Origin of the sequence: Pantoea sp. EEL5 (assembly GCF_049892805.1) — a bacterium.
Lineage (GTDB): Bacteria > Pseudomonadota > Gammaproteobacteria > Enterobacterales > Enterobacteriaceae > Pantoea > Pantoea ananatis.
Window position 1 is genome coordinate 2,005,121 of record NZ_JBNDNJ010000001.1, and the last position, 26,405, is coordinate 2,031,525.

Annotated in this window: 23 protein-coding genes and 1 pseudogene; 10 read left to right on the forward strand and 14 right to left on the reverse strand. The window is 53.8% G+C overall.

Features of this window, described 5'->3' with window-relative positions; translation table 11 throughout:
* Positions 1-77: 77 nt before the first annotated feature.
* Positions 78-1,205 (reverse strand): YbfB/YjiJ family MFS transporter, encoded by a 1,128-nt coding sequence (locus tag ACPXSQ_RS09485; protein ID WP_014594112.1) that lies wholly within the window; start codon positions 1,203-1,205, stop codon positions 78-80.
* Between the two features lie 106 nt (positions 1,206-1,311).
* Here ACPXSQ_RS09485 and ptrR point away from each other — a divergent pair, with 106 nt between their 5' ends.
* The 3 genes from ptrR to fghA all read left to right on the forward strand — a co-directional run bounded on the left by ptrR (position 1,312) and on the right by fghA (position 4,287).
* A complete protein-coding gene (ptrR, locus tag ACPXSQ_RS09490) occupies positions 1,312-2,223 on the forward strand; it encodes a putrescine utilization regulator PtrR (RefSeq protein WP_013026425.1) in 912 nt (303 codons plus the stop codon).
* 78 nt (positions 2,224-2,301) lie between these two features.
* Positions 2,302-3,426, forward strand: a complete 1,125-nt coding sequence (locus ACPXSQ_RS09495; RefSeq protein ID WP_013026426.1) for an S-(hydroxymethyl)glutathione dehydrogenase/class III alcohol dehydrogenase — start codon at positions 2,302-2,304, stop codon at positions 3,424-3,426.
* A 15-nt stretch (positions 3,427-3,441) separates the two neighbouring features.
* Positions 3,442-4,287 carry an S-formylglutathione hydrolase gene (fghA, locus tag ACPXSQ_RS09500; protein WP_013026427.1) on the forward strand — a complete coding sequence of 282 codons (846 nt, stop codon included), beginning with the start codon at positions 3,442-3,444 and terminating at the stop codon, positions 4,285-4,287.
* Between the two features lie 36 nt (positions 4,288-4,323).
* On the opposite strand, the gene ACPXSQ_RS09505 is transcribed toward fghA, so the two are convergent.
* The 5 genes from ACPXSQ_RS09505 to ACPXSQ_RS09525 form a co-directional block, all read right to left on the reverse strand.
* Positions 4,324-5,115: an ABC transporter ATP-binding protein gene (locus ACPXSQ_RS09505; protein WP_014594113.1), complete on the reverse strand. Its 792-nt coding sequence runs from the start codon at positions 5,113-5,115 to the stop codon at positions 4,324-4,326.
* Positions 5,112-6,188 (reverse strand): FecCD family ABC transporter permease, encoded by a 1,077-nt coding sequence (locus ACPXSQ_RS09510; RefSeq protein ID WP_013026429.1) that lies wholly within the window; start codon positions 6,186-6,188, stop codon positions 5,112-5,114. The genes ACPXSQ_RS09505 and ACPXSQ_RS09510 overlap by 4 nt, the downstream gene beginning before the upstream one ends.
* Positions 6,189-6,329: 141 nt before the next feature.
* Positions 6,330-7,796 (reverse strand): amino acid permease, encoded by a 1,467-nt coding sequence (locus ACPXSQ_RS09515; RefSeq protein ID WP_014594114.1) that lies wholly within the window; start codon positions 7,794-7,796, stop codon positions 6,330-6,332.
* A gap of 183 nt (positions 7,797-7,979) precedes the next feature.
* On the reverse strand, positions 7,980-8,846 hold the full coding sequence (gene yieE, locus ACPXSQ_RS09520) for a DNA-binding transcriptional regulator YeiE (protein WP_014594115.1): 867 nt from the start codon (positions 8,844-8,846) through the stop codon (positions 7,980-7,982).
* A 14-nt stretch (positions 8,847-8,860) separates the two neighbouring features.
* Positions 8,861-9,226: a YkvA family protein gene (locus ACPXSQ_RS09525; RefSeq protein ID WP_013026432.1), complete on the reverse strand. Its 366-nt coding sequence runs from the start codon at positions 9,224-9,226 to the stop codon at positions 8,861-8,863.
* A 102-nt stretch (positions 9,227-9,328) separates the two neighbouring features.
* Between ACPXSQ_RS09525 and ACPXSQ_RS09530 the strand changes: the two genes are divergently transcribed.
* From ACPXSQ_RS09530 to nfo, 3 genes and pseudogenes are all read left to right on the forward strand, one after another.
* On the forward strand, positions 9,329-10,381 hold the full coding sequence (locus ACPXSQ_RS09530) for a YeiH family protein (RefSeq protein WP_014594116.1): 1,053 nt from the start codon (positions 9,329-9,331) through the stop codon (positions 10,379-10,381).
* Between the two features lie 3 nt (positions 10,382-10,384).
* Positions 10,385-10,897 (forward strand): annotated as a pseudogene (locus ACPXSQ_RS09535) (Rpn family recombination-promoting nuclease/putative transposase); the annotation flags it as partial.
* A gap of 247 nt (positions 10,898-11,144) precedes the next feature.
* Positions 11,145-11,987 (forward strand): deoxyribonuclease IV, encoded by an 843-nt coding sequence (nfo, locus tag ACPXSQ_RS09540; RefSeq protein ID WP_013026435.1) that lies wholly within the window; start codon positions 11,145-11,147, stop codon positions 11,985-11,987.
* Positions 11,988-12,032: 45 nt separating this feature from the next.
* On the opposite strand, the gene fruA is transcribed toward nfo, so the two are convergent.
* The 6 genes from fruA to ACPXSQ_RS09570 all read right to left on the reverse strand — a co-directional run bounded on the left by fruA (position 12,033) and on the right by ACPXSQ_RS09570 (position 20,015).
* Positions 12,033-13,727: a PTS fructose transporter subunit IIBC gene (gene fruA, locus ACPXSQ_RS09545; RefSeq protein ID WP_014605420.1), complete on the reverse strand. Its 1,695-nt coding sequence runs from the start codon at positions 13,725-13,727 to the stop codon at positions 12,033-12,035.
* 16 nt (positions 13,728-13,743) lie between these two features.
* Complete coding sequence (fruK, locus tag ACPXSQ_RS09550; protein WP_013026437.1) at positions 13,744-14,682, reverse strand: 1-phosphofructokinase; 939 nt, start codon at positions 14,680-14,682, stop codon at positions 13,744-13,746.
* Positions 14,679-15,809, reverse strand: a complete 1,131-nt coding sequence (fruB, locus tag ACPXSQ_RS09555) for a fused PTS fructose transporter subunit IIA/HPr protein (RefSeq protein ID WP_064352343.1) — start codon at positions 15,807-15,809, stop codon at positions 14,679-14,681. The genes fruK and fruB overlap by 4 nt, the downstream gene beginning before the upstream one ends.
* A 395-nt stretch (positions 15,810-16,204) precedes the next feature.
* Positions 16,205-17,491 carry an anaerobic C4-dicarboxylate transporter family protein gene (locus ACPXSQ_RS09560; RefSeq protein WP_028715355.1) on the reverse strand — a complete coding sequence of 429 codons (1,287 nt, stop codon included), beginning with the start codon at positions 17,489-17,491 and terminating at the stop codon, positions 16,205-16,207.
* Positions 17,492-17,806: 315 nt separating this feature from the next.
* Positions 17,807-18,736 carry a dihydrodipicolinate synthase family protein gene (locus tag ACPXSQ_RS09565; protein ID WP_072138165.1) on the reverse strand — a complete coding sequence of 310 codons (930 nt, stop codon included), beginning with the start codon at positions 18,734-18,736 and terminating at the stop codon, positions 17,807-17,809.
* Positions 18,737-18,983: 247 nt separating this feature from the next.
* Positions 18,984-20,015: a LacI family DNA-binding transcriptional regulator gene (locus ACPXSQ_RS09570; protein WP_426143509.1), complete on the reverse strand. Its 1,032-nt coding sequence runs from the start codon at positions 20,013-20,015 to the stop codon at positions 18,984-18,986.
* 475 nt (positions 20,016-20,490) lie between these two features.
* On the opposite strand from ACPXSQ_RS09570, the gene ACPXSQ_RS09575 reads away from it, so the two are divergent.
* Positions 20,491-21,873, forward strand: a complete 1,383-nt coding sequence (locus ACPXSQ_RS09575) for an MFS transporter (protein WP_024471943.1) — start codon at positions 20,491-20,493, stop codon at positions 21,871-21,873.
* A gap of 312 nt (positions 21,874-22,185) precedes the next feature.
* On the opposite strand, the gene ACPXSQ_RS09580 is transcribed toward ACPXSQ_RS09575, so the two are convergent.
* Together ACPXSQ_RS09580 and ACPXSQ_RS09585 are read right to left on the reverse strand one after the other, a co-directional pair.
* Complete coding sequence (locus ACPXSQ_RS09580) at positions 22,186-22,836, reverse strand: hypothetical protein (protein WP_014594123.1); 651 nt, start codon at positions 22,834-22,836, stop codon at positions 22,186-22,188.
* 256 nt (positions 22,837-23,092) lie between these two features.
* Positions 23,093-23,377, reverse strand: a complete 285-nt coding sequence (locus ACPXSQ_RS09585) for a YkgJ family cysteine cluster protein (protein WP_014594124.1) — start codon at positions 23,375-23,377, stop codon at positions 23,093-23,095.
* A 283-nt stretch (positions 23,378-23,660) separates the two neighbouring features.
* Here ACPXSQ_RS09585 and yeiP point away from each other — a divergent pair, with 283 nt between their 5' ends.
* The 3 genes from yeiP to ACPXSQ_RS09600 all read left to right on the forward strand — a co-directional run bounded on the left by yeiP (position 23,661) and on the right by ACPXSQ_RS09600 (position 26,031).
* Positions 23,661-24,233, forward strand: coding sequence for an elongation factor P-like protein YeiP (gene yeiP, locus ACPXSQ_RS09590; protein WP_426143512.1), 573 nt, complete (start codon positions 23,661-23,663; stop codon positions 24,231-24,233).
* Between the two features lie 77 nt (positions 24,234-24,310).
* Positions 24,311-25,288 (forward strand): CobW family GTP-binding protein, encoded by a 978-nt coding sequence (locus ACPXSQ_RS09595; RefSeq protein WP_014594126.1) that lies wholly within the window; start codon positions 24,311-24,313, stop codon positions 25,286-25,288.
* Positions 25,289-25,329: 41 nt separating this feature from the next.
* Positions 25,330-26,031 (forward strand): phosphatase PAP2 family protein, encoded by a 702-nt coding sequence (locus tag ACPXSQ_RS09600; RefSeq protein WP_014594127.1) that lies wholly within the window; start codon positions 25,330-25,332, stop codon positions 26,029-26,031.
* Positions 26,032-26,405 lie beyond the last annotated feature (374 nt).

Sequence of the window (26,405 nt, forward strand, 5' to 3'; positions counted from 1 at the left end):
TCATATTTCTGAGTGCGTATTGTGAAACTTTCTGTGCAGGGAATCCAGCAATCAATCCGATTGGAGATGAAAGCTTTTCACGCCTCCCGCCGCCAGACCAGAAGCCCTGCGACGATCAGACTGGCCCCTGCCACCCACAGTGCGGGTTCGAGACGATGAAGAAACAGCGTTGACAGCGAGGAGAGCATGGGCCCTGCCAGTTGCCCAACTGCGTAGCCGGTTGTCAGCAGGCCGGCCATATACCGCATATGCTGCGGTGCCAGTTCACGGGCACAGAGCAAAGACAGCTGTACCACACACAGAAAGCCGCCCCCTACCAGTAGCGCACCAATAAGCAGCCCGCTGAATCCCGGTAGCAATGCGGCCGCCAGCACACCCAGCGCCTGTGCCCACAGGGCCACCGCCAGGCGGGCATGACTGCTCCCCGTCTTGCGCGTGACAATGCCCAGAACAATACCGATGACCGCCGCACCGCCGAATATCGGCCAGACAAACTGTGCCATGGCACTGCCTGGAAAACGCACTGCAGCCATTTGTGAAAGAAATGTCGCGGGGAGAATATAGCCAAAGCCCGCCAGGCTGTAACTCAGGACCAGCCGCCGGAGGTTACGGGTCAGCACCAGCGACGGCGGTGCCTGCTCCGGACGATGTAGCTCACCCTTGCGCGGCAGATTTCGGCTAATGAGCGCCACCAATAGCGCCGCCAGCGCGGCATAAACCCACCAGGCCAGCGCCGCTGAGACCTGATAACTGTGCAAGCTCACCGCGAGCAGACCGCTGATAAAAATGCCTGCACCCGGTCCGGCAAAGACGGCTGCCGACAGCCCCGGACGACCATACTGATGCAACTGCTCGTTGCTCCACGCCGCCGCCAGCACCAGGGCGCATCCACTGGCCCAGCCGATGGCAAAGCGAATAACGCCATGCCACCACGGCCCGTCGGCAAAGGCCGACAGTGCCGTCAGCACCACGGCACCCCACGTTCCGAGTTGCAGACGCAACGCGACCTTATGGCGTGCGCGCATGGCATCGAAAGACCCGCACAGGTAGCCCAGATAGTTTAACGCCGCCACCAGGCTGGCGCTGGTCAGCGTTAACTGGTGCGCCTGAATCATCAGGGGAACCTGCGGAGTGAAGGCAAAGCGCCCGATTCCCATTACAACAAACAACGTCAAAAATGCACTTATTGCCACGCGAAACGCCATCTGCCACCTCAGTTTTTTACACAGAAACTTGCTTATAGCATGAACGATGCTTAAACTCACAAAAAGTGAATAATCTTAAGCAACTTGTTTACAGGAAGAGAACACTATGGATTTAGTTCAGTTACGTATGTTCTGTTCCGTGGCAGAAAGCGGTTCCCTGGCCCGTGCTGCGGAACAACTGCATCGGGTTCCCTCCAACCTCACGACGCGTCTGCGTCAGCTGGAAGAGGAACTGGGTGTCGATCTGTTTATTCGCGAAAAACAGCGCATTCGCCTGTCACCCATGGGCCATAATTTCCTTAACTACGCCCAGCGTATTCTGGCCCTGAGTGATGAAGCATTAAATATGACCCGAGCGGGTAAACCCGGCGGGAATTTTGCACTTGGCTCGATGGAGAGTACCGCCGCGACGCGCCTGCCGGGCCTTCTGGCTGCCTTCCATCAGCGTTTTCCTGCTGTCGCCTTATCGCTGATCACGGGCACCTCAGGGGAAATTATTGATCGAGTACGTGAAGGCACGCTGGCCGCGGCCCTGGTCGATGGCCCGGTTCAGCACGACGATCTGAATGGCTGTATTGCATTTCGCGAGGAGATGGTCTTGATCACCGATCTTGATCATATCCCGGTAACCTGCGCGCGCGACACGCAAGACGATACTCTGTTTGCCTTTCGCAACAGCTGTTCTTACCGGGTTAAACTTGAAGCCTGGTACCGCGACAGCCAGGCCGCGCCTCACAGCGTGATGGAGATTCAGTCTTACCATGCCATGCTGGCCTGTGTCGCAGGCGGCGCGGGCGTGGCTATGATTCCCGCGTCGGTGCTGAAACAGATGCCAGACCGCGCCCGTGTTCAGGTACACAGCCTGCCGGCTGAATATCGCAACACCGCCACCTGGCTGATGTGGCGACGCGATGCCTTCACGCCCAACGTTGAGGCGCTAAAGTATCTTATTATTGAACAATTTCACGATCGTCCGCTCAATGACGAGCTGATGCATCCATTGCAGGCGGCGGAATAGAGTTTCCGCGCTATTTTTAACTTATCACGACCATCCAGACGCCACATCGCGTCACAATCTGACTGGAAGAGGGATTGCATGAACATGATCAAAACCCGTGCCGCCGTAGCCTGGGCCGCAGGTGAACCGCTAAAAATCGAAGAAGTGGATCTTATGCCGCCGCAGAAAGGGGAAGTGCTGGTACGTATCGTCGCCACCGGCGTCTGCCATACGGATGCGTATACGCTGTCCGGCAGCGATCCTGAAGGCGTGTTCCCGGCGATTCTGGGTCACGAAGGCGGTGGCGTTGTTGAAGCGGTCGGCGAAGGCGTGACCAGCGTTGAAGTGGGCGATCACGTGATCCCGCTTTACACGCCAGAATGTGGTCAATGTAAGTTCTGCCTGTCCGGTAAAACGAATCTGTGTCAGGCCATCCGCACCACGCAGGGCAAAGGTCTGATGCCTGACGGTACCACGCGTTTCTTTAAAGACGGCAAGCCGATTTTCCACTACATGGGCACTTCAACCTTCTCTGAATATACCGTCGTGCCTGAAATCTCCCTGGCGAAAATCAGTAAAGAAGCGCCACTGGAAGAAGTGTGCCTGCTGGGTTGTGGCGTAACCACCGGTATGGGCGCAGTGATGAACACCGCCAAGGTTAAAGAAGGCGATACCGTTGCCATCTTTGGGTTGGGCGGCATTGGTCTGTCGGCGATTATCGGCGCGAAAATGGCCAAAGCGGGCCGCATTATTGGTATTGATATCAACACCAGTAAGTTTGATCTGGCGCGTAAGCTGGGTGCCACCGATCTGATTAACCCGAAAGACTATGACAAGCCTATTCAGGACGTGATTGTTGAACTCACCGACGGCGGCGTGGATTATTCCTTTGAATGTATCGGTAACGTCAATGTGATGCGCTCTGCTCTGGAGTGCTGTCACAAGGGCTGGGGCGAGTCGGTGATCATCGGCGTTGCAGGCGCAGGTCAGGAGATTTCAACGCGTCCATTCCAGCTGGTAACCGGCCGCGTCTGGCGTGGCTCTGCTTTCGGTGGCGTGAAAGGCCGTTCACAACTTCCCGGTATCGTGCAGGATTATCTTGATGGGAAATTCGCGCTGAACGATTTCATTACCCATACCATGCCGCTTGAAGAGATTAATGACGCCTTTGATTTAATGCATGAAGGGAAATCGATCCGCTCCGTCGTGCATTTTAACAAGTAACCGGGGGCGCTATCTATGACATCTACTCTGGAGCTGCTGGAAGAGCATCGTATTTTTGGCGGCTGGCAGCAGCGCTGGCGTCATCAGTCTCAGGTGCTTCATTGCCCGATGACGTTCAGTATCTATTTGCCGAGTCCGCGCGGTGATTCCCCGCCGCCGGTGGTGTGGTTTTTGGCGGGCCTGACCTGCAACGACGAGAACTTCACCACCAAGGCTGGCGCACAGCGTGTCGCTGCCGAGCTGGGCCTGGTGTTAATCATGCCGGACACCAGCCCACGCGGTGAGCAGGTTGCGAATGACGAAGGCTATGACCTGGGCCAGGGCGCAGGTTTTTACCTCAACGCCACGCAACAGCCCTGGGCGGATCATTACCGTATGTTCGACTACCTGAGTGACGAGCTGCCTGAGCTGGTTGCCGATAACTTTAAGGTCAGTGAACGTCAGTCGATAATGGGCCACTCCATGGGCGGACACGGTGCGCTGATGCTGGCATTACGTCTGGGAAACCGCTTTGCGTCGGCTTCCGCCTTTGCGCCCATCGTTAACCCTTGTGAGGTTCCCTGGGGCCAGAAAGCATTCACGGCCTATCTGGGGGACGATCGCCAGGCCTGGCTCGCCTACGACAGCTGCCAGCTGATGCGGGAGGTTCAGCATCGTCTGCCGTTGTTGATCGATCAGGGCGACAGCGATCAGTTCCTGGCGGATCAACTGCAGCCGGAGCGCTTAGAAGCGATCGCGCAGGAAATGGGCTTCCCGTTGACCCTGCGCATCCAGCCTGGCTACGATCACAGCTACTTCTTCATTGCCAGCTTTGTCGAAGATCACCTGCGCTTCCATGCGCAACACCTGCTGGTAGGGTGATCTCACACAGGGGATTGCCAGTGCAATCCCCTGATTTCAAGACAGTCCTTCCTGTACCAGCCCGTCAATCATGACCTGCGGTGTACCGCGTGAACAGTGCTCAATGCGGCCCTGTACGCCGTAAACCTGCGCCAGGGTTGCTGGGGTGATAACGCTATCCGGCGTGCCTTCGGCAATTAACCTGCCCGCTTTAAGCATCACCGCATGCTTAGCGTGGCGTAAGGCAATATTGATATCGTGCACCACCACCACCGTGACCATATTGCGCAGCGCGGTTTCACGCCGTACCAAATCCATCACGTGGAACTGGTAGTTTAAATCCAGCGCGCTGAGCGGTTCGTCCAGCAGCAGCAGCGCAGGCCGACGAATCAGCGACTGCGCCAGGCCCACTAACTGTTTCTGTCCACCGGAGAGCTGGTCAAGGTAACGCATGGCCAGATGCGCAATGCCCAGTTGCTCCAGCAGCGCCATCACGTCCGCCTCGCTGGCGGCGCTATGTAAACCACTGGAGGCGCGCTGTGCCACGATAATGGACTCCAGCACGTGCAGATGAACGCCAGCCGGCAGCGACTGGGGCAGATACACGACCTGTCTGGCACGCTGGGCGAAAGGCTGGGTCATCAGGTCTTCCCCGTTGAGCCACAGCTCGCCCTGCCCTTTATTCAGTCCGGCCAGCGCACGCAGCAGCGTAGATTTGCCACAGCCGTTCGGTCCTAGCAGAACCGTAATTTCCCCACGCGGCAGGCGCGCCACATTCAGGTTTTCAATGACCTGGTGTTTGGGATAACCGGTCGTGAAGCCGCGCAGGCTTAATCCTTGCTCCCTCATACTGTCCCCCGGTGACGCAGAATAATACTCAGGAAGAACGGTACGCCAATCAGCGAAGTCACAATGCCCACCGGCACGATGGCGCCGGGAATAAGGTTTTTCGACGCCACAGAAGCCAGCGACAACACCAGGGCACCGGTCAGCGCGCTGGCCGGCAAATAGAAGCGATGATCTTCACCAAACATCATGCGGGAAATATGCGGTGCCACCAGCCCAATAAAGCCAATCGGTCCGACGAAGGCGACGGCCAGCGCGGACAGTACGCTGATACGGAGCAGCGTGGCCAGGCGTAAACGACGAACATCAATACCAAAACTGATCGCCCTGTCTTCACCCAGGCGCAACGCGGTAAGTTTCCAGCTGCTGAGCATAGAGAAGGGAACCAGCAGCGCAAAGGCCGCACTTAGTACGCCCAGCTTTTCCCAGGAGGCGCGCGCCAGGCTGCCCATGGTCCAGAACACCAGCCCCTGTAACGTATCTTCGCTGGCAATAAACTGCATCATTGAAACCAGGGCGTTAAAAGTAAACACCAGGGCGATACCAAACAGCACCACACCGGACGATGACACCTGAGTCCATCGCGTAATGCCATCCAGCATCAACGCGGCAAACAGGGCAAACAGAAAGGCGTTGGCCGAGATAAACCACTGCCCGGAGATGCCCGGAATCCCTACGCCTAGAATAATCGCCAGTGCTGCACCAAACGCCGCCGCAGAAGACACGCCCAGCGTGAACGGACTGGCGAGCGGATTATTCAGGATCGTTTGCATTTCGGCGCCGGCGAGGCCCAGCGCCAGGCCAACAACAATCGCCATCAAGGCATAAGGCAGGCGAATATCCCAGACGATTACGCGGGTACCTGCATCGACGCTCTCAGGAGAGAGCAGCGTGTGCCACAACACGGACAAAGAGAGCCCTGCCGGACCGAGCGTAAAATCAAGAACGAGTGAGGCGAGTATCGCTATCAGCAGCGCACCCAGCCAGAAGATTCGGCGGCGCACAACCTGATGATAATTTTTTAATGTGTGCTGATGATCCGCTTCAGCACCGATCAACGAGGATTCCGTTGTCATGATTCAACCCAGTAATGGCTCCAGAATTAAAAACGCAGCCACAATAGTGCAGGTGATAATAATTATCAATTCATGGAATGTTAACAGTGATGACGTAAGCTTAAAAAACGCCCGGCGTTCACCGGGCGCTTTCAGGCATTGTTACTCTTTATAGACGGGAAATTCCATTTCAGTATATTTGACGATCCGACCGCCCCGCACCAGCCTGTAACCCAGCCAGATCAGCAGGAACAGAGGCAGACCGATATAGGTAGCCGCCACGCCGTACCAGTCGATTTTATCCTGCAGGAACGCCTGATAATTCTGGCCCAGAGTGATAATCAGACAAAGGACAAAAGCAAAAATCGGTCCAACGGGAAAAAAGCCGGAACGATATGGCAGCGCAGTAAGATCGTGGCCCTGCGCAACGTAACCCCGACGGAAACGGTAGTGGCTGATTGCAATACCGAGCCAGGCGATAAAGCCGGTCATGCCTGAGGTATTCAACAGCCAGAGATAGACTTCCTGATTGCCAAATTTCGAGGTTAAAAAGCACAGAGCAGCCACCACCGTGGTCGCCCACAGGGCATTACGGGGGACGCCACCTTTTGACAGGCGGGCAAAGATACGCGGTGCTTTGCCTTCGCGTGCAAGGTTATAAAGCATGCGCGTTGAGGCGTACATTCCGGAGTTACCCGCGGACAATACCGCCGTTAAAATGACCGCGTTCATCACCGCCGCCGCTGACAGCAGACCGGCATTTTTGAACACCAGCGTAAACGGACTGACGCTGATATCTTTAATATCATTGTGTAACAGCTGCGGATCGGTATAAGGCAAAATCAGGCTGATGATCAGGATAGCCAGCACATAGAAGAGCAGGATACGCCAGAACACCTGACGTACTGCGCGAGGAATATTCTTCGCCGGATCTTCTGATTCCCCCGCCGCAATACCGATGAGTTCAGTGCCCTGGAAGGAGAAGCCGACAATCATCGCCACGCCGATCATCGCGGCGAAACCGCCCGCAAATGGCGCGTCACCGACCTGCCAGTTATGCCAGCCCGCATTTTCAGCGCCGCGCATAATCCCGACAATCATCAGTACGCCAACCACGATAAAGATCACCACGGTGACAACCTTGATCAGCGAAAACCAGTACTCCGTTTCGCCGAAGCCTTTCACCGAGATGTAGTTGATCAGGAACATCAGGCTCAGGAACAGAGCGCTCCAGATCCATCCTGGCGTGTCCGGGAACCAGTAATTCATCACCAGTTGGGAAGCCACCAGGTCAACGGCAATCGTAACCGCCCAGTTGTACCAGTAGTTCCAGCCAAGGGCAAAACCAAAGCCTTCTTCGACGTATTTCGCACCGTAGGTAGCAAAAGAACCGGATACCGGCATAAATGCCGCCAGTTCACCCAGGCTGGTCATGAGGAAATAAACCATCAAACCAATAAGAACATAGGAGAGTAACGCGCCGCCTGGACCGGCCTGAGAGATGGTGGCACCTGATGCCACAAAGAGGCCTGTACCGATTGAACCGCCAATGGCGATCATGGTGAGGTGACGCGCTTTTAGATCGCGTCGTAACGCAGGTTGTTGTGTTGTTTTTGTGTCATTATGCATGTGTAAACATTACGCTGGGTAAAAATAAGGCGCGATTGTAGCAGCAAAGGCCGCACTGTATAGCGAATGCTGCGTTGATATAAGTTACCTTCATGATAGGCGGCAGATTATTAGCGGCAGCGCCTGTCTCCCTGAATTTCAAGGGGTTGAACCGCTTATTTCATCATCAGCCTCCCCCTGCGGTTATTCCCGGCAGTAGGACAAAAACCGTGACAGCGCCTTTGAGATATGTTTTTGCCGGTGATGAATACGGTAAAGCGTACGCGTCAAATTGGGCAAAGGCGTATTCAGCTCAATGAGCGTTCCGGCACTGAGCTGGTCGGCAATAACCCGACGGGATAAACAGCTAATGCCCATGCCGTGACGCACGGCATGTTTGATCGCTTCGGAGTTGCCCAGTTCCATGCCCAGTTGGAAGGTCGGCAGATGAGACAGCAGCAGGTAATCAACGATTTCGCGCGTCCCTGAACCCCGTTCGCGAAGAATCCAGGTGGCCTCCGCCAGCGATGCCAGCGTCACCGGCTGCTGTAAAATGGCAGCATCCGGCGCGGCAAACACCACCAGCTCATCGTCAAGCCAGGGCTCGCTTACCAGTTCCGTCATATGACAGGGACCTTCGATTAACCCGACATCAACCCTGAATTCAGACACGGCCATGATCACGTCCTGGCTGTTTCCCACGCTCAGCTCTAAAGGTAAGGTCGGGAAATCACGGCGGTAGCCGGCAATCATCCCCGGCAACAGGTAATTCCCGATTGTGCTACTGGCATAAATTCGGATAGCCCCGTTATCTTCTTTAAACAGCTGTTCGATTTCCGTCGCCTGTTCAAGCAGGCCCACGGCCCGCGGGTAAAGTAACCGGCCGTGTTCATTCACTACCAGTCGCTTACCTACACGGTCGAAAAGCTGAACGCCAAGCTGGTTTTCCAGATCGGCGAGTGCCGCACTGACGGCTGACTGGGACAAGGCCAACACCTGAGAAGCCTGCGTGGTGGAGCCGCTTTTCAGCACTTCGGTAAAAACGTCGATTTGTCGCAGTGTAATGTGCATGGAGACTCCTGAATCTAACGCTGTAAGAGGTAAACCATCAGGGCTATCCACAGCAGAAAAACCACACCCAGCACACCGAACAGGGTTTTACCGCGTGCACGCTGCTGCCGGGCACGCTCTGCGCTGCTGGCGCGCACTTCCGTGGGTAACATTTTCAGCAGCAACATGACGCCGGTGGGAATGATCACTGCATCATCGAGTAGCCCGACGACCGGGATGACATCAGGGATCACATCAATGGGGCTGATGCCGTACGCCATGAGTCCCACGGCCGCGCCTTTACACCACAGCGGCGTTCGGGGATCGCGGCAGGCATAGGCGAGCGTTAAAACATCTCTTTTGATGAGCGTGATGAAGCGCCCCAGTCGTGCGAACAGCATATATCCTGCCTTATCACTTATAGCGGTAGATTATAAATATATAATCAATTTCACTTTTAACAAACCTGGCGCGATGATGCGTGCTCAACCAGGAGCGTAATCATGGCCGACATCAGCATTTCAAAATCTCACACTGTGCAGCAATGGCTGCCAGGCCTGTTGCTATGCGGTACCCTTGCCAGCGTCACGGCGCTGCTGGCGCAGGTACCTGCCGTCTCGCGTCTGGGGCTGGGTTCGTTAACTCTGGCCATTATGCTGGGCATCATTATCGGGAACAGTGTTTATTCCCCGATGGCCGGTCAGTGCGACGCTGGCGTACTGCTGGCCAAACAAAAACTGCTCCGGCTGGGCGTGATACTGTTCGGATTTCGCATCACCTTACAACAAATCACGGATGTCGGCCTGAGCGGCGTCGTTATTGATGTACTGACCCTGAGCAGCACGTTTTTTATAACCTGCCTGCTGGGCAGGCGCCTGCTCAGGCTCGATCGTGACACCGTGTGGTTAATCGGTGCGGGGAGCAGCATCTGCGGTGCCGCTGCCGTACTGGCCACAGAGCCAGTCGTGAAAGCGGCCCCCTCAAAGGTGGCGGTGGCCGTGGCAACGGTCGTGCTGTTTGGCACCCTGGCGATCTTTGTTTATCCCTTGCTGTGGCCATGGGTTCATCATCTTTTCCCTGCCGTCAGTCTGACACAGTTTGGTGTTTTCACCGGTTCGACGATCCACGAAGTGGCCCAAGTGGTCGCCGCCGGACACAGCATTGCGCCCGAAACCGAGAGCAGCGCAGTCATTGCGAAAATGCTCCGGGTGATGATGCTGGCTCCGTTTTTACTGTTGCTGAGCGGTGTACTGCGACGTGAACAGACAGCACAGCATAGCGCACAGCCGGTCACCTTTCCGTGGTTTGCTTTAATGTTTGTTGCTGTCGCTCTGTTCAACTCCCTGCACTGGTTGCCGGCCGGGTGGGTTAACACATTAAATACCCTCGGCGGGATCCTGCTGACCATGGCAATGGCAGCGTTGGGCTTAACTACCCGCTTTACTGCCCTGCGCGCTGCCGGATTTAAGCCTGTGCTGTTAGGAGCACTGGTATTTGTCTGGCTGATTGTGGGTGGCGGTACTATTAATCTGCTGGTCCAGCACCTCATGGCGTAAGCACGCAGCCCGTATCCTTATTCCCTCTGTTGGCTCGATGAATTTGCCCGATCGGACATCGCGAGCGCACTGTACACCACGGCTTTCCCTTTGGTTGATGTGACGATTATCCCTGACGAGGAGATTGCACACCATCGCAGCATGGCCGCCTTAACCTTACTGCAAAAGCATATCCACCAGCGAAACCTGACAGCCCTGATTGACAGCCTGGTCAGCCTTCTTCTGCATAAACATCTCTCTTCATCGCTGGTGATATCGCTGGTAAACTACATGATACAGGTGGGCGAAGCTTCAGATGCGCAAACCTTTGTTCATAAGCTGGCACAGCGGGTGCCGCAACACGGAGAGGCTCTGATGACCATTGCAGAACAGCTGGAACAAAAAGGCATTGAAAAAGGCAGGAAGGAAGAAGCGCTGAAGATTGCCCAGACCATGTTAAATAACGGCCTTGATCGCCCGACCGTGATTAAAATGACCGGCCTGACCGAAGACGAATTGGCGAAACTCCGCCACTGATCCGCTGCGTTGTCTTCTTCCGACAGACAAGGTCGATTCGGCACCGGCCGGTTTCGCCTCACGCCCGGCCCCTTTTCTGAGACTTTTCGCGTATTCGGGTGAAAACAGCGAGCCCTTTGTGGCACGGCTGTATTCCTGATAATGCCCCCTCCTGACCTCGCTAAAAATTTCCTGCGCACCGCGCTTTGCCACAGCGCCATCGTGTATCATGCCGTTCAATCTGAGTTAAATCCTTCAGGAGAACGGCATGAAGTATATTGGCGCGCACGTCAGCGCATCGGGTGGTGTGGATCAGGCGGTCCTCCGCGCCCACGAACTGGAAGCCACGGCTTTTGCGCTGTTCACGAAGAACCAGCGTCAGTGGAAAGCCGCCCCGCTGTCAGACGAAACCATCGCCGCCTTCCGCGCTGCCTGTGAGAAATATCATTTTGGACCGGGCCAGATTCTGCCGCACGACAGCTATCTGATAAACCTGGGGCATCCGGTCATGGACGCGTTGCAAAAATCGCGCGATGCGTTCGTAGATGAAATGCAGCGCGCGGAACAGCTGGGGCTGACGCTACTGAATTTTCATCCGGGCAGTCATTTACAGCAAATTGATGAGCTGACCTGCTTAAAGCGCATCGCCGAGTCAATTAACATCGCCTTGGATCAAACCCACAGCGTGACCGCCGTTATCGAAAATACCGCCGGTCAGGGCAGCAACCTGGGGTTCCGCTTTGAACATCTGGCGACCATTATTGAACACGTCGAAGATAAGTCGCGCGTCGGCGTTTGCATCGATACCTGCCATGCCTTCGCGGGCGGATACGATCTGTGCAGTGAAGCCGCCTGCACGGAGACCTTTGCCGAATTTGAGCGCGTGGTGGGTTTTAACTATCTTCGCGGGATGCACCTGAATGATGCCAAAAGTACGCTGGGCAGCCGGGTTGACCGTCATCACAGCCTGGGTGAGGGGAATATCGGTAAAACCGCCTTTAGCTGGATGATGAAGGATTCGCGTTTCGATGGTATTCCGCTGATTCTGGAGACCATTAATCCGGATATCTGGAAAGATGAAATTGCCTGGCTTAAGTCAGAACAACGTTAAGAAATAAGAAAAAGGAGCCTTGCGGCTCCTTTGTCGTCTTACCTGTCAGGCTTTCGCCAGCTCTTCTTCCGGGCGCTTCAGTACTGCATAGCCTAATCCGGCAATCGCGGTACCAATCAAAATCGCCATCAGATAACCCACGACCGGCGTAATCGCCCCCGGGATTAACAGGACGAACAGGCCACCGTGCGGTGCCATCAGCTTGGCACCAATCGCCATGGAAACGGCACCGGTTACTGCGCCACCGACGATACAGCATGGCAGGACGCGCATCGGGTCACGGGCCGCAAACGGAATCGCACCTTCTGAAATAAAGCACAGACCCAGAACCAGCGCGGCTTTACCGCCTTCCTGCTGACCTTTGTTAAATTTACGACGCGCAACCAGCGTCGCCAGCCCCATCGCCAGCGGTGGCACCATACCGGCAGCCATAATTGCGGCCATAGGTGCGTAGGTTTGTGAACTCAGCAGGCCGACGCCAAATGCGTAAGCAACTTTGTTAACAGGACCACCCATATCGGTACACATCATGCCACCCAGGATAGCGCCCAGCAGGATTGCATTCGCGGTACCCATGTTAGCAAGCCAGCTGGTCAAACCGCTCATGATGCCCGCGACCGGTTTACCTACCACGTAGATCATCAGCAAGCCGGTGATCAGGCTGGCAAACAGCGGAATAATCAGGATAGGTTTTAGCGCTTCCATACTCTGTGGCAACTTCACCTTACCGCTGATCAGTTTGGCCGCATAACCCGCAATAAAACCGGCGATGATGCCGCCAAGGAAGCCCGCGTTGATGCTGGTGGCGATCATACCGCCAATCAGGCCAGGCGTCAGACCAGGACGATCCGCGATTGAGAAGGCAATAAAGCCCGCCAGAACCGGAACCATCAGTGCAAAGGCACTCCCGCCACCGATTTGCATCAGGGCAGCGGCCAGCGTACCGGGCTCTTTAAAGGCCGTGATACCAAACGCAAAAGACAGCGCGATACTCAAGCCACCCGCCACCACCATGGGCAGCATGTAGGAGACGCCGGTCAACAGGTGACGGTAAGCCCCCGCGCCGCCCTCTTTTTTCTCTTCCTGAGAACTGTTTTGCGCGCCAGAAGGTTTATAAGGCTTCGCTTCTGCCACGGCTTTATCCAGCTCCTGCGCGGTCTTTTTCAGTGCCAGACCAGTTGAGGTGCGGTACATCGGTTTACCCGCAAACTTAGCCAGATCCACTTCGATATCCGCGGCCACGATAACCAGATCGGCTGCGGCAACTTCTTCAGGGGTGATCGCGTTACCGGCCCCTACAGAGCCACGGGTTTCAACTTTAACCCACCAGCCGCGTTTGGTCGCTTCCGCCTGGATTGCCTCGGCCGCCATAAAGGTATGCGCAACGCCCGTTGGGCAAGCGGTCACAGCAACCACACGTTTTGGCCCATTCGCTGGCACAGCGGCAACGGCAGCAGGTGCTGCCACGCTGGCTTGCCAGGGTTTCGCTTCGGCTTTGGCACGATTCAGGAACAGTTCAGGTTCACTGACTGCCTGCTGCACATCGCCCAGCCACACGGATTTCCCCGTCAGCGCGGCATCCTCTGGTACTGTTTTACCGGTGACGATCACCAGTTCGGCCTCGGCCGGGTTTTCGGTTAGCGTTATACCAGCCTGAGCAGCCGCAGCGGCCAGACGTTGTTTTGCCATGTAGGCAGAAGCCAGTCCTGTTGAAGGATCTTTTATCAGCAGCGTTTTCACTATCGCTCTCCTGCTGTCAGTTAACGGGTTGTAAGTCGACGCGCGCCATCATTGCGGCCAACTGGGTACGATCGGTCACGCCGACGTTGCTCTGGCTGACAGCCATCGCGGCTACCGCAGTAGCCAGACGCAACGTATGTTCACTGGATTCACGCATTAACAGGCCATAAATCAGGCCACCTACCATGGAGTCACCTGCGCCAACGGTGCTGACAACTTCGCACACCGGCGGTTTAGCTATCCATTCACCTGAGGCATTGACCCAAAGTGCGCCTTCAGCACCCAGAGAAATCACCACATGTGCAATGCCCTGCTCACGCAACTCGTGCGCTGCGTCAATCACGTCCTGGAGTGCAGGTAGCTTGCGCCCTGCCCAAATCTCAAGCTCGCGACGATTAGGTTTAACCAGCCAGGGCGCGGCTTTCAGGCCCGCCACCAGCGCTTCGCGGCTACTGTCAAAGATGATGCAGGGACAGTGCGTACGCAGTTCAGTCATCCAGCGGGTAAAGGCATCCGGATCCACCCCCTCCGGCAGGCTGCCACTCACGCACACCATATCGAACTGGCCCAGCCAGGTTAATGAGTCGCTGGTAAAGCGATCCCAGTCCTGAGCCGTCACCTGAAAACCGGAAAAGTTAAGATCGGTCACATCACCGGTTTGCTCAGTCAGCTTGACGTTAATGCGCGTGCGGCCATTCACGACCTGAAAACGGTTGGCGATCCCCAGTTCACTAAAGAGCTGCTGAAAACCATCCTGATTGTCTTTACCCAGAAAGCCACCAACGGTTACGTCGATACCCAGGTCTTTCAGCACTTTCGCCACATTGATGCCTTTCCCGGCAGCATGTAAGCCAGTGGTTTTCACCAGGTTCACTTCACCACGTTCAATTTCAGGCGTATAACCGACCAGATCGTACGCAGGATTCAACGTGATGGTTGCAACACGTCTGGTCATGCCGCCCCCTCACCTAAGCCACTGTTGATGGCTTCTTCGATAGCCGTCAGCGCCTGTTGGGCATCTTCACCACTGGCAGTAAAACGCAGGCGATGACCTTTTTTCACACCCAGCGCAACGACTTTCATCAGGCTGCGTCCGTTTGCAGGTTTACCGCTGCCATCCAGGTTGGTAATCGTAATGTCGCTGTTGAACTGTTTAATCACGCTCACCAGGGCGGTCCCCGGACGCGCATGTAAGCCATGCTCGTTGCGAATAGTAAATTCAGCCGTCAGTTGGTCTGCCTGCTCGTCAACTTCGCTGGTTAGCAGGGCATAAACACCTGCCGCATCGGCTTTCAGCAAACGGTCGGCTTTGTTGCCATGCAGCAGTGCGCTCAGGTAACCCAGTACCTCCAGCGGGCGGTCATCGACGGCGGCCACGCTGACTAGCATTGCCACGGATTCACCTTCATGTTCAAAGGCTGTCGTCGCGCGGCTGACGGCCACACCGCTTTGCAGATTGCCTTTGCCGCTGTCGCTTAACCAGATGCCCTGCCCCAGACTCAGCGGTTTACTGGAAACCACCTCAGCAACATAGCTGGCATCAACCACACCCGCAGCCTGTAAGCGGCCGGCATTGACGGCCTGCAGCGTTATCAGGTCACGTGCGCTGACATCCAGGGAAATTAGTGAAGTATCGAAGCTGAATTCAGCTGACTGCTTCTCACCCATCAGCAGCGCGCGCAGATCTTCAGCAGAGGCCGTTTTAAGCTGTTCGGCGATGCTGTCGTCACTCAGTACGTGCGTCAGCTGGCGCAGCAACGTCAGATGTTCATCAGATTTCGCGGCAATACCAATCGCGACATAGGCCGTTTGATCGTCGCCCCAGGCAATTCCCTGAGGAAACTGAAAGACCTGAACGCCGGTTTTCAGCACCAGATCGCGCGTGTCGGTGGTGCCGTGAGGAATGGCGATGCCATTACCCAAAAAGGTTGAGGTTTGCTGCTCACGCGCCAGCATGCCGTTGACATAACCTTCCGCCACGTTACCCGCAGCGGTAAGTGCCGCCGCAACCTGACGAATCGCATCTTCTTTATTTTGGGCGCTGGCTCCGGTATGGATGGCCTGCAATTCGAGCTGGAACATAATTCTCCTCGCTTGCTGATTGAATCGTTTCAGCTCAATGGTGTTGAATCTTGCTGTTTGACCTGGTGAAGGTTGTCACAGCAACGCTGAAACGTTTCAGGGATTGTTATTCAGCTTGGCTTTGCAGGCAAGAAAATGCGTAAACGGCATAACAGATCTTTGACATTACGCACAATTCAGAGAGGTTACGGAATTTTCTTAAAAATAGTGCTGAAGTCTGGACGACACGAGGCCGATTTTTTTGAGCGTGATTTCAGCAGCGTCAGCAGACGCTGCAAACAGGGTAACGTTAACCTCTCAGAGGCACGTTGCCAGACAGTGATAATCCACCAGCACGGGCTTCACAGCATGGCGGCAAAGGGGCTTAGCCTTTTACCCTCATGATGTCCTTAAGGTTAGAACAGCCTTGCTAAACCTGCTGCAAAAAGCATCGACAGACCGGTAGCCAGCAGGCCAGGCAGGATAAATGGGTGATCGATTATCCGTCGGCCAAGGCGGGTGGATCCCGTATCATCCAGCGCAACGGCGGCCAGCAATGTGGGATAGTTCGGTAAGATAAACAGGGACGCGGTAGCGGGAAAACAGATAACAAGCGTGGCGGGCGCAATGCCCATACTTAAGGCCATCGGAAATAAAATTTTGGTCGATGCCGCCTGAGAATAGAGAAAACATGATGCCAGTACGATAATCAACGCCAGTAACCATGTGGAATCCAGAAAATAGCTCGCCACCCTATCCTGCAACCACAGACGATTGCTCTCCATAAATGTGGAACCCAGCCAGGCCACACCCAGTATGCATATACAAGACGTCATTCCGGTTTTAAACACCGACGATCCCGGAATTGTATGCACATTCACCCGACAGAACATGACGATAGCCATCGCCACCGTTAGCATTACGGCAATCCGTGCCTGTCCGCTATTGAGAACGGGGCGGGTAATGATCTCCATTTTAGGGCTGCTGATAATGGCATAAATCAGCACTGTCACCAGGCCGACAATAAAAATCAGTACTGAACGTCTGCCGTGGAGAGCGGAATGCGAATGCTGTACGGTGTTTACCGCATCATCCTGATGCTCAAGCTGGTCTGTGTGACGTAAGCGATCCCACCACAGGTAAAACAAGGCGGAACAGAAAAGCGCCATGAAGGTGGCGGGAATGGTCACGGCAATCAGTTCAATATAGCCCCAACCATGCGGTCCCTGTTCCAGAATCCCAGAGAGAAAAATCACGGCGGCAGAAATGGGCGAGGCCACAATGCCCAGTAAGGATGCGGCAACGGAAAGCGCTAATGCGCGGGTTGGACGAAGGTGATTATCTCTGGCCACAGCCACAATCACGGGCATACAGGCAAAAGAGACCTGCCCGGTACTGGCCATCATGGTCAGTAACCAGGTTGAGAGCGGTGCCGTAATCACCAACAACCGCGGATAGCGACGTAAGGCACGTTCTGTCAGTTGCACCAGATAATCAATGCCGCCTGCCTGTTGCATGGCCGATATGGCGACGATCACCACCATAATAAATACCATTACCAGCATGGGCAGATCGCCAGGCGTGGCACCCAGCGCGCACAACATGATTACACCCGCCCCACCTGCAAACCCCACACCGATACCGCCAATACGCATTCCCAAAAACAGAAAAAAAAGCACGGTCATAAACTGTAGTAGTAGCATGATCCCATTCCTTCTGACTGCGGTTTACACCGTTCCAGCCCACACTCAAGGCCGGTACAGGCTTCCTTTCACTCCGCAAGGTTGCAACGGGTTATTTGTCGGTATGTCCTACAGAGAAATGGCACGCGGCTAAATAACCGTTTTCTGCGTATCAGGTGCACTGAGGGTGTAAATTCTTTTCGCGCTGATGCCTTTTTTCTCTGGCTGGCTGCCGGTCAGTAAACCGGGTTATCCCAGAGATACGTTGAATAGCCTTAGGCCGCGACGACAGGCAGTTCCCACATGAAGGCGCCCTGCCTGCCAGACTCGCCCGTTTTATTTCACCCGGCCCAGCTCAGCAGAACGCATTGCGGCATGAATCTCTTCGGCCGCTCCCTCACCCAGCGGTAACAGCGGTGAACGGACAGTGGCATGTTCCAGAATGCCACGCGCAACCAGCGCATGTTTGAGTGCGACAGTGCCTTCCATATGTGAGCCACGATGGTAAACCGCTTTAGTCACAGGCATCAGTCGATCATGTAAAGCACGTGCTTTCTTATAGTCCTGCGCTTTACCTGCGTTAATCATTTCAATCAGCGGCTCAGGGGCAATATTGCCGTAGCCCACCAGGAAGCCATCAACATCAAAAATGGTATGCAGCAGATATTCATCGTGGCAGGTCAGAATCTGTAGATCGGGACGTTCACGGCGGATGACGGGAATTTCAGTATCCCACCGCCGCATATTACGCACGCCATTTTTCATCGCAAACACGCCGGGTTGCGCGGAAATATCCAGCAGCGTTTTCAGGTTATAGGTGGCTTTGGTCACATCCGGGTACTGGAATAAAATAAGCGGTAAACCACTCTCTTCATACACGATCCGGTAGCGATCCTGGGGTGCGCCGTCCTGGTACCCAAAACGCAACCAGCCGTGTGAGGGATAGAGCAAACCGGCAGCCGCACCGGCCTCGACAGCGCGTTTTGCCTCACGCGCCGCGACTTCGGTGCCTTCCCCGGTAATACCGGCAATAACGGGGATTTTGCCTTCGACCGATTTTACAAATGCCCGAATCACGTCGGCCTGTTCATCCTGCGTCAGAAAGGTGCCCTCGCCAGCATGCCCCAGGACCACCAGCCCCTTTACGCCGTCGATACTTCCCAGCCAACTGCCCAGACGTTGAATCGCGTCAAAATCCACTTGCCCTTCGCGCGTGAATGGGGTGACAGGCGCAGGGGTTAAACCTCTGAGGTCGATATTAATCATGATTAACTCCTTGATGTGAAATACTTTTAGTCACAGGTTCAGTCAAAGTGAACACAATATGAAAACGTTACTGCAATCGTTTTCACATAAGATAAATTGGCAATCTAATTTCATCGCGTCAACCAGCGGCGATTGATAAATGAGGCAGTTATCACAAAACGCTTTGGGAGACGAAGAGAGTTTGCGATCGGGATCCCAGCGGGTTAATGACCACATTACATTCGCAATGCGGTCATTAAAGGAACGATTACTGATGAGGAGAAGACGTGGATTTTCGCGGAATCAACGTAGGAATAATGGTCGATAAATGGGGTTCATGCCTGCCATGGATAAGCATATCTACAGCATTCCCGGCAATATGTTCCAGCGGTGTTCGCACTGAGGTCAATGCGACAGGCAAGCGGCTGACAAGGGGGATATCGTTGTATCCGACCAGTGACAGGTCTTTACCGATGGTCATGCCTGCACGATGCGCCGCAGCCATGACCCCAATCGCAATCTCATCATTGACGGCAAAAATTGCGGTAGGCCGCGAGGGATGGTTCAACATTGACGACCCCACATCTTCGCCTGACTTGATATTAAAGTCAGACGAACGGCACCATTCTGGCCGAACAGGCAAACCGGCTTCACCCATTGCCCGTTCAAAACCTTTTCGACGATTCAACGCATTGGACGCAAAATCCGGTCCACCAATCATCCCGATTTTTTTATGGCCTAAATCGATCAGATGACGCGCTGCAAGGTAGCCGCCCATTTCGTCATCGCCAACGGAAGAAGGACTTACGCCATCCGTACGCAATACCAGCACGTGCGGTATTTCGCGCTCCCGCAGGGTCTGGGGAAGCGGATCGCCCAGACGACAGGTTGAAAGAATCAGGCCGTCAACGCGTCTGTCCAGTAGTGATTCTGCGGACGCTTTTTCCTGTTGCGGATCGTCACCACAGGTCGCCACGATGGCAAAATAGCCGCGTCGTGAAGCTGCTGTCGCGATAGCCTCAAACAGCATCGCCGTCACCGCATCCGTCATACGCGGAACCAGAACGCCAAGCGTGCCGGTATCGCCCCTGCGCAGGCTGGAGGCAACATAATCACGCCGATAGCCAAGTTCACGGGCAACCTGGCGAACCTTTTCAGCTGACGCGCTTTTTGACTGCGGAAGCCTCTCATCCAGAATTCGCGATACGGTGGAGATGCTTACGCCCGCGGCATTAGCAACATCACGCATCGTTATCAGCCTTTTATCCGACTGTTCCTTTTCCTGGCTTTCCTGATCCATATATCACTCCGAGGATTAATGTGGGTGGCAAAGATCCCTCTGCAGACGGCAATACTATACAACAGACGCTATAACAACGGGATACGCCCTTAACATGCACTGCCTAGGGGCGGCATTTCTCTTTGTCGTCACGCCTGAAGAATACGATTTTCAACGCTTAGGCTCTCATTGTTCTCCCCAGCCTGAGCGTCCCCATAAAGGCTATTGAAGAGAGTATGACCTGTTTCACGCTTTTTCGATTGCCTGAGAGCGGAATGTGAACACGTTAACAATTAATCAAGCCGCTTAATTGACGCAGCGGGATATTAAACCAACGATAACTCATGTGAAAACGATTGCATTAACGTTTTCACACTATCCGTTTTGCACAGGTTTTATGCAACCACCGTCAGTGAGTGGGCTGCAAATGCATGGCTCAGGAACGCGCGTCGTCTTGCATGTTTGCCCCATATCCATCACGCAACAGGGTGTAACTATGTCAACTCAGGTTATCGCTTGCCACGCTCATCCCGCCGACGCATCAGTATTACTGGCACGGCTTGAGCGATTGCCCATCACACGCCGGTTAATGGCGATTCGTGTTGTGGTAGGGCTGTCCACTTTTTTTGATGCCTATACCATTATTGCCATCGCGTTTGCCCTGCCACAACTGACGCAGGAATGGGGGCTTACGCCGACGTTCGTCGGTCTGATCATTGCAGCCAGCTATATTGGGCAACTGGTGGGAGCGCTCTTTTTTGGTACGCTGGCAGAAAAAATTGGCAGGATTGGTGTTTTACGTATCACCATCGTGATGTTTGTGATTATGGATGCCGCCTGCCTGTTCGCCTGGAACGGCTGGTCAATTCTGATCATTCGTTTTTTGCAGGGACTGGGCATTGGTGCTGAGGTTCCCGTTGCCAGTGCCTATATCAACGAATTTGTCGGTGCAAAGAAGCGGGGTCGGTTTTTTCTACTTTATGAAGTGATCTTTCCAGTCGGCATGATGTGTGCTGGCCTTATCGGATTCTTTCTGGTGCCCATTTATGGCTGGAAAATCATGTTTCTCATTGGTCTGATCCCTTCAGCTCTGGCGGCGCCTTTGCGTTGGTTTATGCCAGAGTCTCCGCGCTGGTTAGTCTCTAAAGGCCGCCATCAACAGGCTGAAAAAGTCGTTCAGTCGTTTGAAGCAGAAGCCCTACGTCGCGGTATGTCATTGCCCGACCCCGTAATAAAACCCGTACCGGTGATGCCCGCCTCGTCCAGCGGCGTAAAGGCGCTGTTTTCAGGTATCTACAAATCCCGCACGTTTATGCTGTGGGGATTGTGGCTCACGGTTTATACCGTTAACAACGGCATGATTACCTGGTTTCCCACTATGTACAGAACCTTGTTTCATCTGCCATTAGAAACCAGCCTGGCCTATGGATGGATTACCTCTACCTGTGGCGTTATTGCCTCTGTCATTTGTGCCTTTAAGATCGATCAAGTAGGCCGTAAGCGCTGGTACACCTGGGCATTTATGCTGGCCATTATTCCGCTCATCGTGCTGTGTGTACTGGGTGCCAATACGCCATGGCAGATACTGATATTGGGCAGCATGGCCTATGCTATTTTGCAAACAATTGCCTTTTCACTTTATCTCTATTCTGCCGAACTGTATCCGACCAGACTTCGCGCGACAGGTACTGCCTTTTCCAGCGCCTGGCTGCGCGCCGGGTCGTCTGTTGGGCCGCTGATGGTGGGTTTCATTGTATCGGGATTTGGTATCCGGTTTGTTTTCATTGCGTTCGCCGTGATTGCCCTAATCGGCGGAGTGATTACCCTGCTCTTCGCCATTGAAACCAAAGGGAAATCGCTTGAAGAGTTATCGCCTTAGCCAGGCAAAATTACGGTGCTAATCAGGTGAGACCGATAGCCATCATCTGACGGGTCTTTCTCTGGCTCGTCAGATTTGCTCTGCAAAACAAAATGTTACCGACTCTGGACAGCGGATCTGGCGTTGAGTCTTGCCGTTTACCGTCCGGGCGTACGCTGAAGTCGGCTGGACGCAATGAAGTGAACGCTCCGTTTCTCGCTATTTAAACTCTGAATGGTGGAGCTTAAAACAAGGGCGATTAAAGCGTACCTGACAAACGCTATGGCAAAGATGGAGGGTAATGCGTAAGAGCACAGTTCAAAAGTGATGAACTTAAGAATCGGTTATAGAAGGAGAATCTGCAGGATTATCTATAAAATGATATTGTACCGTTGCATCGTGATATCCCCACAAAGCGCCAGCGATAATCGTTATGAGAAGAGTCCCCAGCAACACTGATTTTTTTGAGCGTTTCCTGACCTCATAATCAAAATAGAGCAGGCTAAATGCCGTTACCATACACTGGTATGCGAGTGTTAAAAAATATCTCGTGAAACTTATACCATGCTGATAGGGCGGCACCCAATCCGCTCCGACAAAACTAAAATTGGTGGGCGTCAGGTAATCATAGCTATACCAGGTCACAATCGTAACCAACGGCGTCGCCAGGGCGACGAATAAACAGGAACGGCGACCAAATGCTGGATACAGTTTTCGCAGCATAATTACCTGAATAGCCTGTGAGAGTGAAAATACAATAAAGACGCCAATTATCGCTATAAAACCCATTATTAATGGAAAAATTTCCATCATAGAAACAGCATTACTTTTGCTTCTGTGTGGATTTCCATGGATAAAATCAGTGAATATCAATGAGACAATAATCGATACTGCCTGTGACAGGGCCACAAAAATCCCCGCCCAAATCAGACTCTTGATAAAAAATTGTCCATACGCGTAAGTGTCTCCGTTCATTCTTTCCATGAACCACCTATAAACAGAACGCCGCGGCTTCAGGGCGTTATAGAATCAAATCTGAAGATTGGCCAGATCTAACGACTCAGAATCAAACGAAGGTACATCCCGTTTAACAGGAAATCTCAGGATGTTCTGACCAGGTTGGTTTTTTTAAGATCACTGACTCAGGTATACAGAAAAGGTATTGCTTTATACATTAACGGTAATTCAATACATCGTTAAATCAGCGCTATCGCTTGTGCGTTACAGCGAAGCATTAAGCTCACTGCTCATCGTTTTGCACAACTGAAATTCCTGGCGTTGTCGCTCTCTCCAAATCACCAAGCCAGAATATTGCCTGCTCGCGATTATCGCCACACATCGCAGTACTCGGCTGTAGCGAGCCACAGACGCGAGGACGGTCAGGATGACCGAAAATTTTGCACCGCATGTTTTCATCGAGCTGAACACACTTATGGCCAGCTGGCTTCCCGTCGGGCATACCAGGTATGGGTGAAGAAATGCTGGGTGCAATACAACATGCACCACAGCCTGAACGGCATTCCATCTTGAATTTCTCTGTATAGTGTCAAAGGTGGACGATAGCAGAACGCTTAAAGCGTCGAAATCCCTTGCCGCGTAAAAATTTTTTCCTGCCACGGCTAACGTGCTTTCGCAAGAAGCGCGATGCCCAGAGAGCGAGAGGCTTGAGTCACTTCATCCTGCCTGAAGATAAACGCCCGCCTGCACTGCCACTGATCCGCGACCACAAAATTTTTCGCGCTATCTTGCCTGTTCACGACCGCGCGAGTAACGTTGCGCGCACTATTACTCTGCAAGTGAGAACAGCAATGCCAAAGGCGAATGAAATCAAAAAAGGAATGGCCGTTACCCACAATGGAAAACTGCTGCTGGTAAAGGATATTGATGTCCAGAGCCCCAGCGCGCGCGGTGCGGCAACGTTTTATAAAATGCGTTTTACCGATGTTCGCACCGGTATGAAGGTGGAAGAACGCTTTAAGGGCGACGAGATCATTGAGGCCATCTCCCTGAGCCGCCGTAGCGTTACCTTCTCCTATATTGATGGTGATGAATATGTCTTTATGGACGACGAAGATTACACGCCCTATTCCTTTAAAAAAGCGCAAATAGAAGAAGAGCTGCTGTTCATCCCGGAAGGTGGCATTCCCGGCATTCAGGTACTCACGATGGATGGCCAGGTGCTGGCGCTTGAGCTGCCACAAACGGTGGACATGGATATTGTGGATACTTCACCCGGTATCAAAGGCGCATCGGCCAGTGCCCGCACTAAACCGGCGGGAATGTCTACCGGTTTGATCATTCAGGTTCCCGAGTACCTCAGCAACGGCGATCGCATTCGCATCCATGTTGCCGAGCGTCGTTATATGGGACGTGCCGACTGAGAACGCGCGCTGTACGCCGGGTTGACAGGTAGTGTTATATTATAACACCGCCCTCTTTCTCTACAGGAGTCACTGGCATGACACGCGTTAACCTTCTCACCGGATTTTTAGGCAGCGGAAAAACCACCACGCTGCTTCATCTGCTGGCGCACAAGCCCCAGAATGAAAACTGGGCTGTGCTGGTCAATGAATTCGGTGAGATTGGTATTGATGGCGCGTTACTGGCCAACCGTGGCGCGACGTTAAAGGAGATCCCCGGCGGCTGCATGTGTTGCGTTAATGGGCTGCCCATGCAGGTCGGGCTAAACAGGCTGCTTCAACAAAACAAGCCCGACCGCCTGCTTATTGAGCCCACGGGACTGGGCCATCCGCGCCAGCTGCTACAGATGCTGACGTCGTCTGTTTATCAACCCTGGCTGGAACTGCAGGCCACGCTAACCCTGCTGGACGCCCGCCAGCTCGCCGACGCGCGTGTAACGGAAAATGAAAACTTTCGCGATCAGCTGGCCGCGGCCGACATTATTGTCGGCAATAAACGCGACTGCTGGCGCGAGGCCGATCGGCAGCGCCTCCAGGCATGGCTTGCCGCCCATCAGGACGATCGTGAATTTGTTACTGCCGAGTTCGGTCAGATTCCCCTGGCGTTACTTGACAGTCCGCGCGGGAAACCGCGCGCCCTTCCGCATCCGGTCCACCATCATCACGCTGCGGCCCCGGGCAGCGGTATCGCAGCCTTGCGACTCGACGGGCGCGCGTCGTGGCGTCGGGCGGTGAATGAGGGTCAGGGTTATGTCGCCTGCGGCTGGATTTTTGACCACGAAACGGTGTTTGATAGCCTTCCTTTGCTGGAATGGGCGCGGCTTGCCCCCGTCGATCGGGTTAAAGGCGTGCTGCGCATCCCTGAAGGATGCGTCAGCATTAACCGTCAGGGAGAAGACGTGCAGGTTGAAATTCTCGCCGCAACCCCACCTGACAGTCGCATTGAGATGATTCATTCCTCATCTGCCGACTGGAATAGTTTACAATCTGCTTTGTTGAGGTTTCGTTTAAGCTGACAGGATTAAGGTCGGCGGTTATTTTTTACTAGGGCAGAATTATGCACGCAACACGCCTTGTCACCATCCTGTTGCTTAACGCACTGGGACTGGTGCTGTTTTTTTCATGGTATTTACCGCCCCATCACGGGTTTTGGTTTGATATCGATAAAGGGATTTTCTTCGCGTTTAATAATGAAATGGTGGATCACCCAGGGTTTGCCCTGCTGGTCGCCATCACTAACTTTCGCGGTTTTGACGCCGTGTCGTTGCTGGCGATGGGGTTACTCTATCTGTGGCTGTGGCGGCGGGAAACGCCTGCGGGCCGCCGTCGTATGTTTGCCATTGGCATTACGATGTTGCTGACAGCGGTCGTTTTGAACCAGGCGGGCCATTTGATCCCAGAAAAACACGCCAGCCCGACGCTGTTCTTTGAGAACGTTCACCGCGTCAGTGAGTTAACGGGTATCCCAGCCAAAGATGCGTCAAGCGACAGTTTTCCAGGCGATCATGGCATGATGCTCATTATCTTTGCGGCATTCATGTGGCGTTATTTCGGCTTACGTACGTTTTTAGTGGGTGTTGTCATTGTGGGGCTGTTCTCGCTGCCACGCGTCATGGCAGGCGCGCACTGGTTTAGCGATATTGCAGTCGGATCGCTTTCCGTGGCGTTAGTGGGATTAAGCTGGTGGCTATTAACGCCGGCAAGTGATTATCTGGTTAATTGGTTTTATCACAAATTACCGGGTAAAAATAAACCCTAATAGTAATTAATTAGCGAGGGCGGAATTATGATTAAATTATAACCCGCCCTCACTTATAAAAAACCCATGGAAATAATTAGCAAGCTAACCAAAAAAGACATCCGAACCCGATGATAATGCAGGACTTCTCTTCAGCCTTCGACGACAGTTACTCTGCTGACCTTCTCCCAGCCCGCACTAAGCCTGGAATTAGCGCCAGATCACCCCTTTCCTCCTGTTATCACCTTGAATAACTGTTGATAAAGTGAACAAGTTATTTAAGTTTGATAAGTATCAAAAAAACCTATCAGAATTTGATTAAAAGCGCTCGCCACGGCCTCTGGAATCGGTTAATCTCGGTCGCAGTGAGAAAAGAAGACGCGGTATTAAGCATT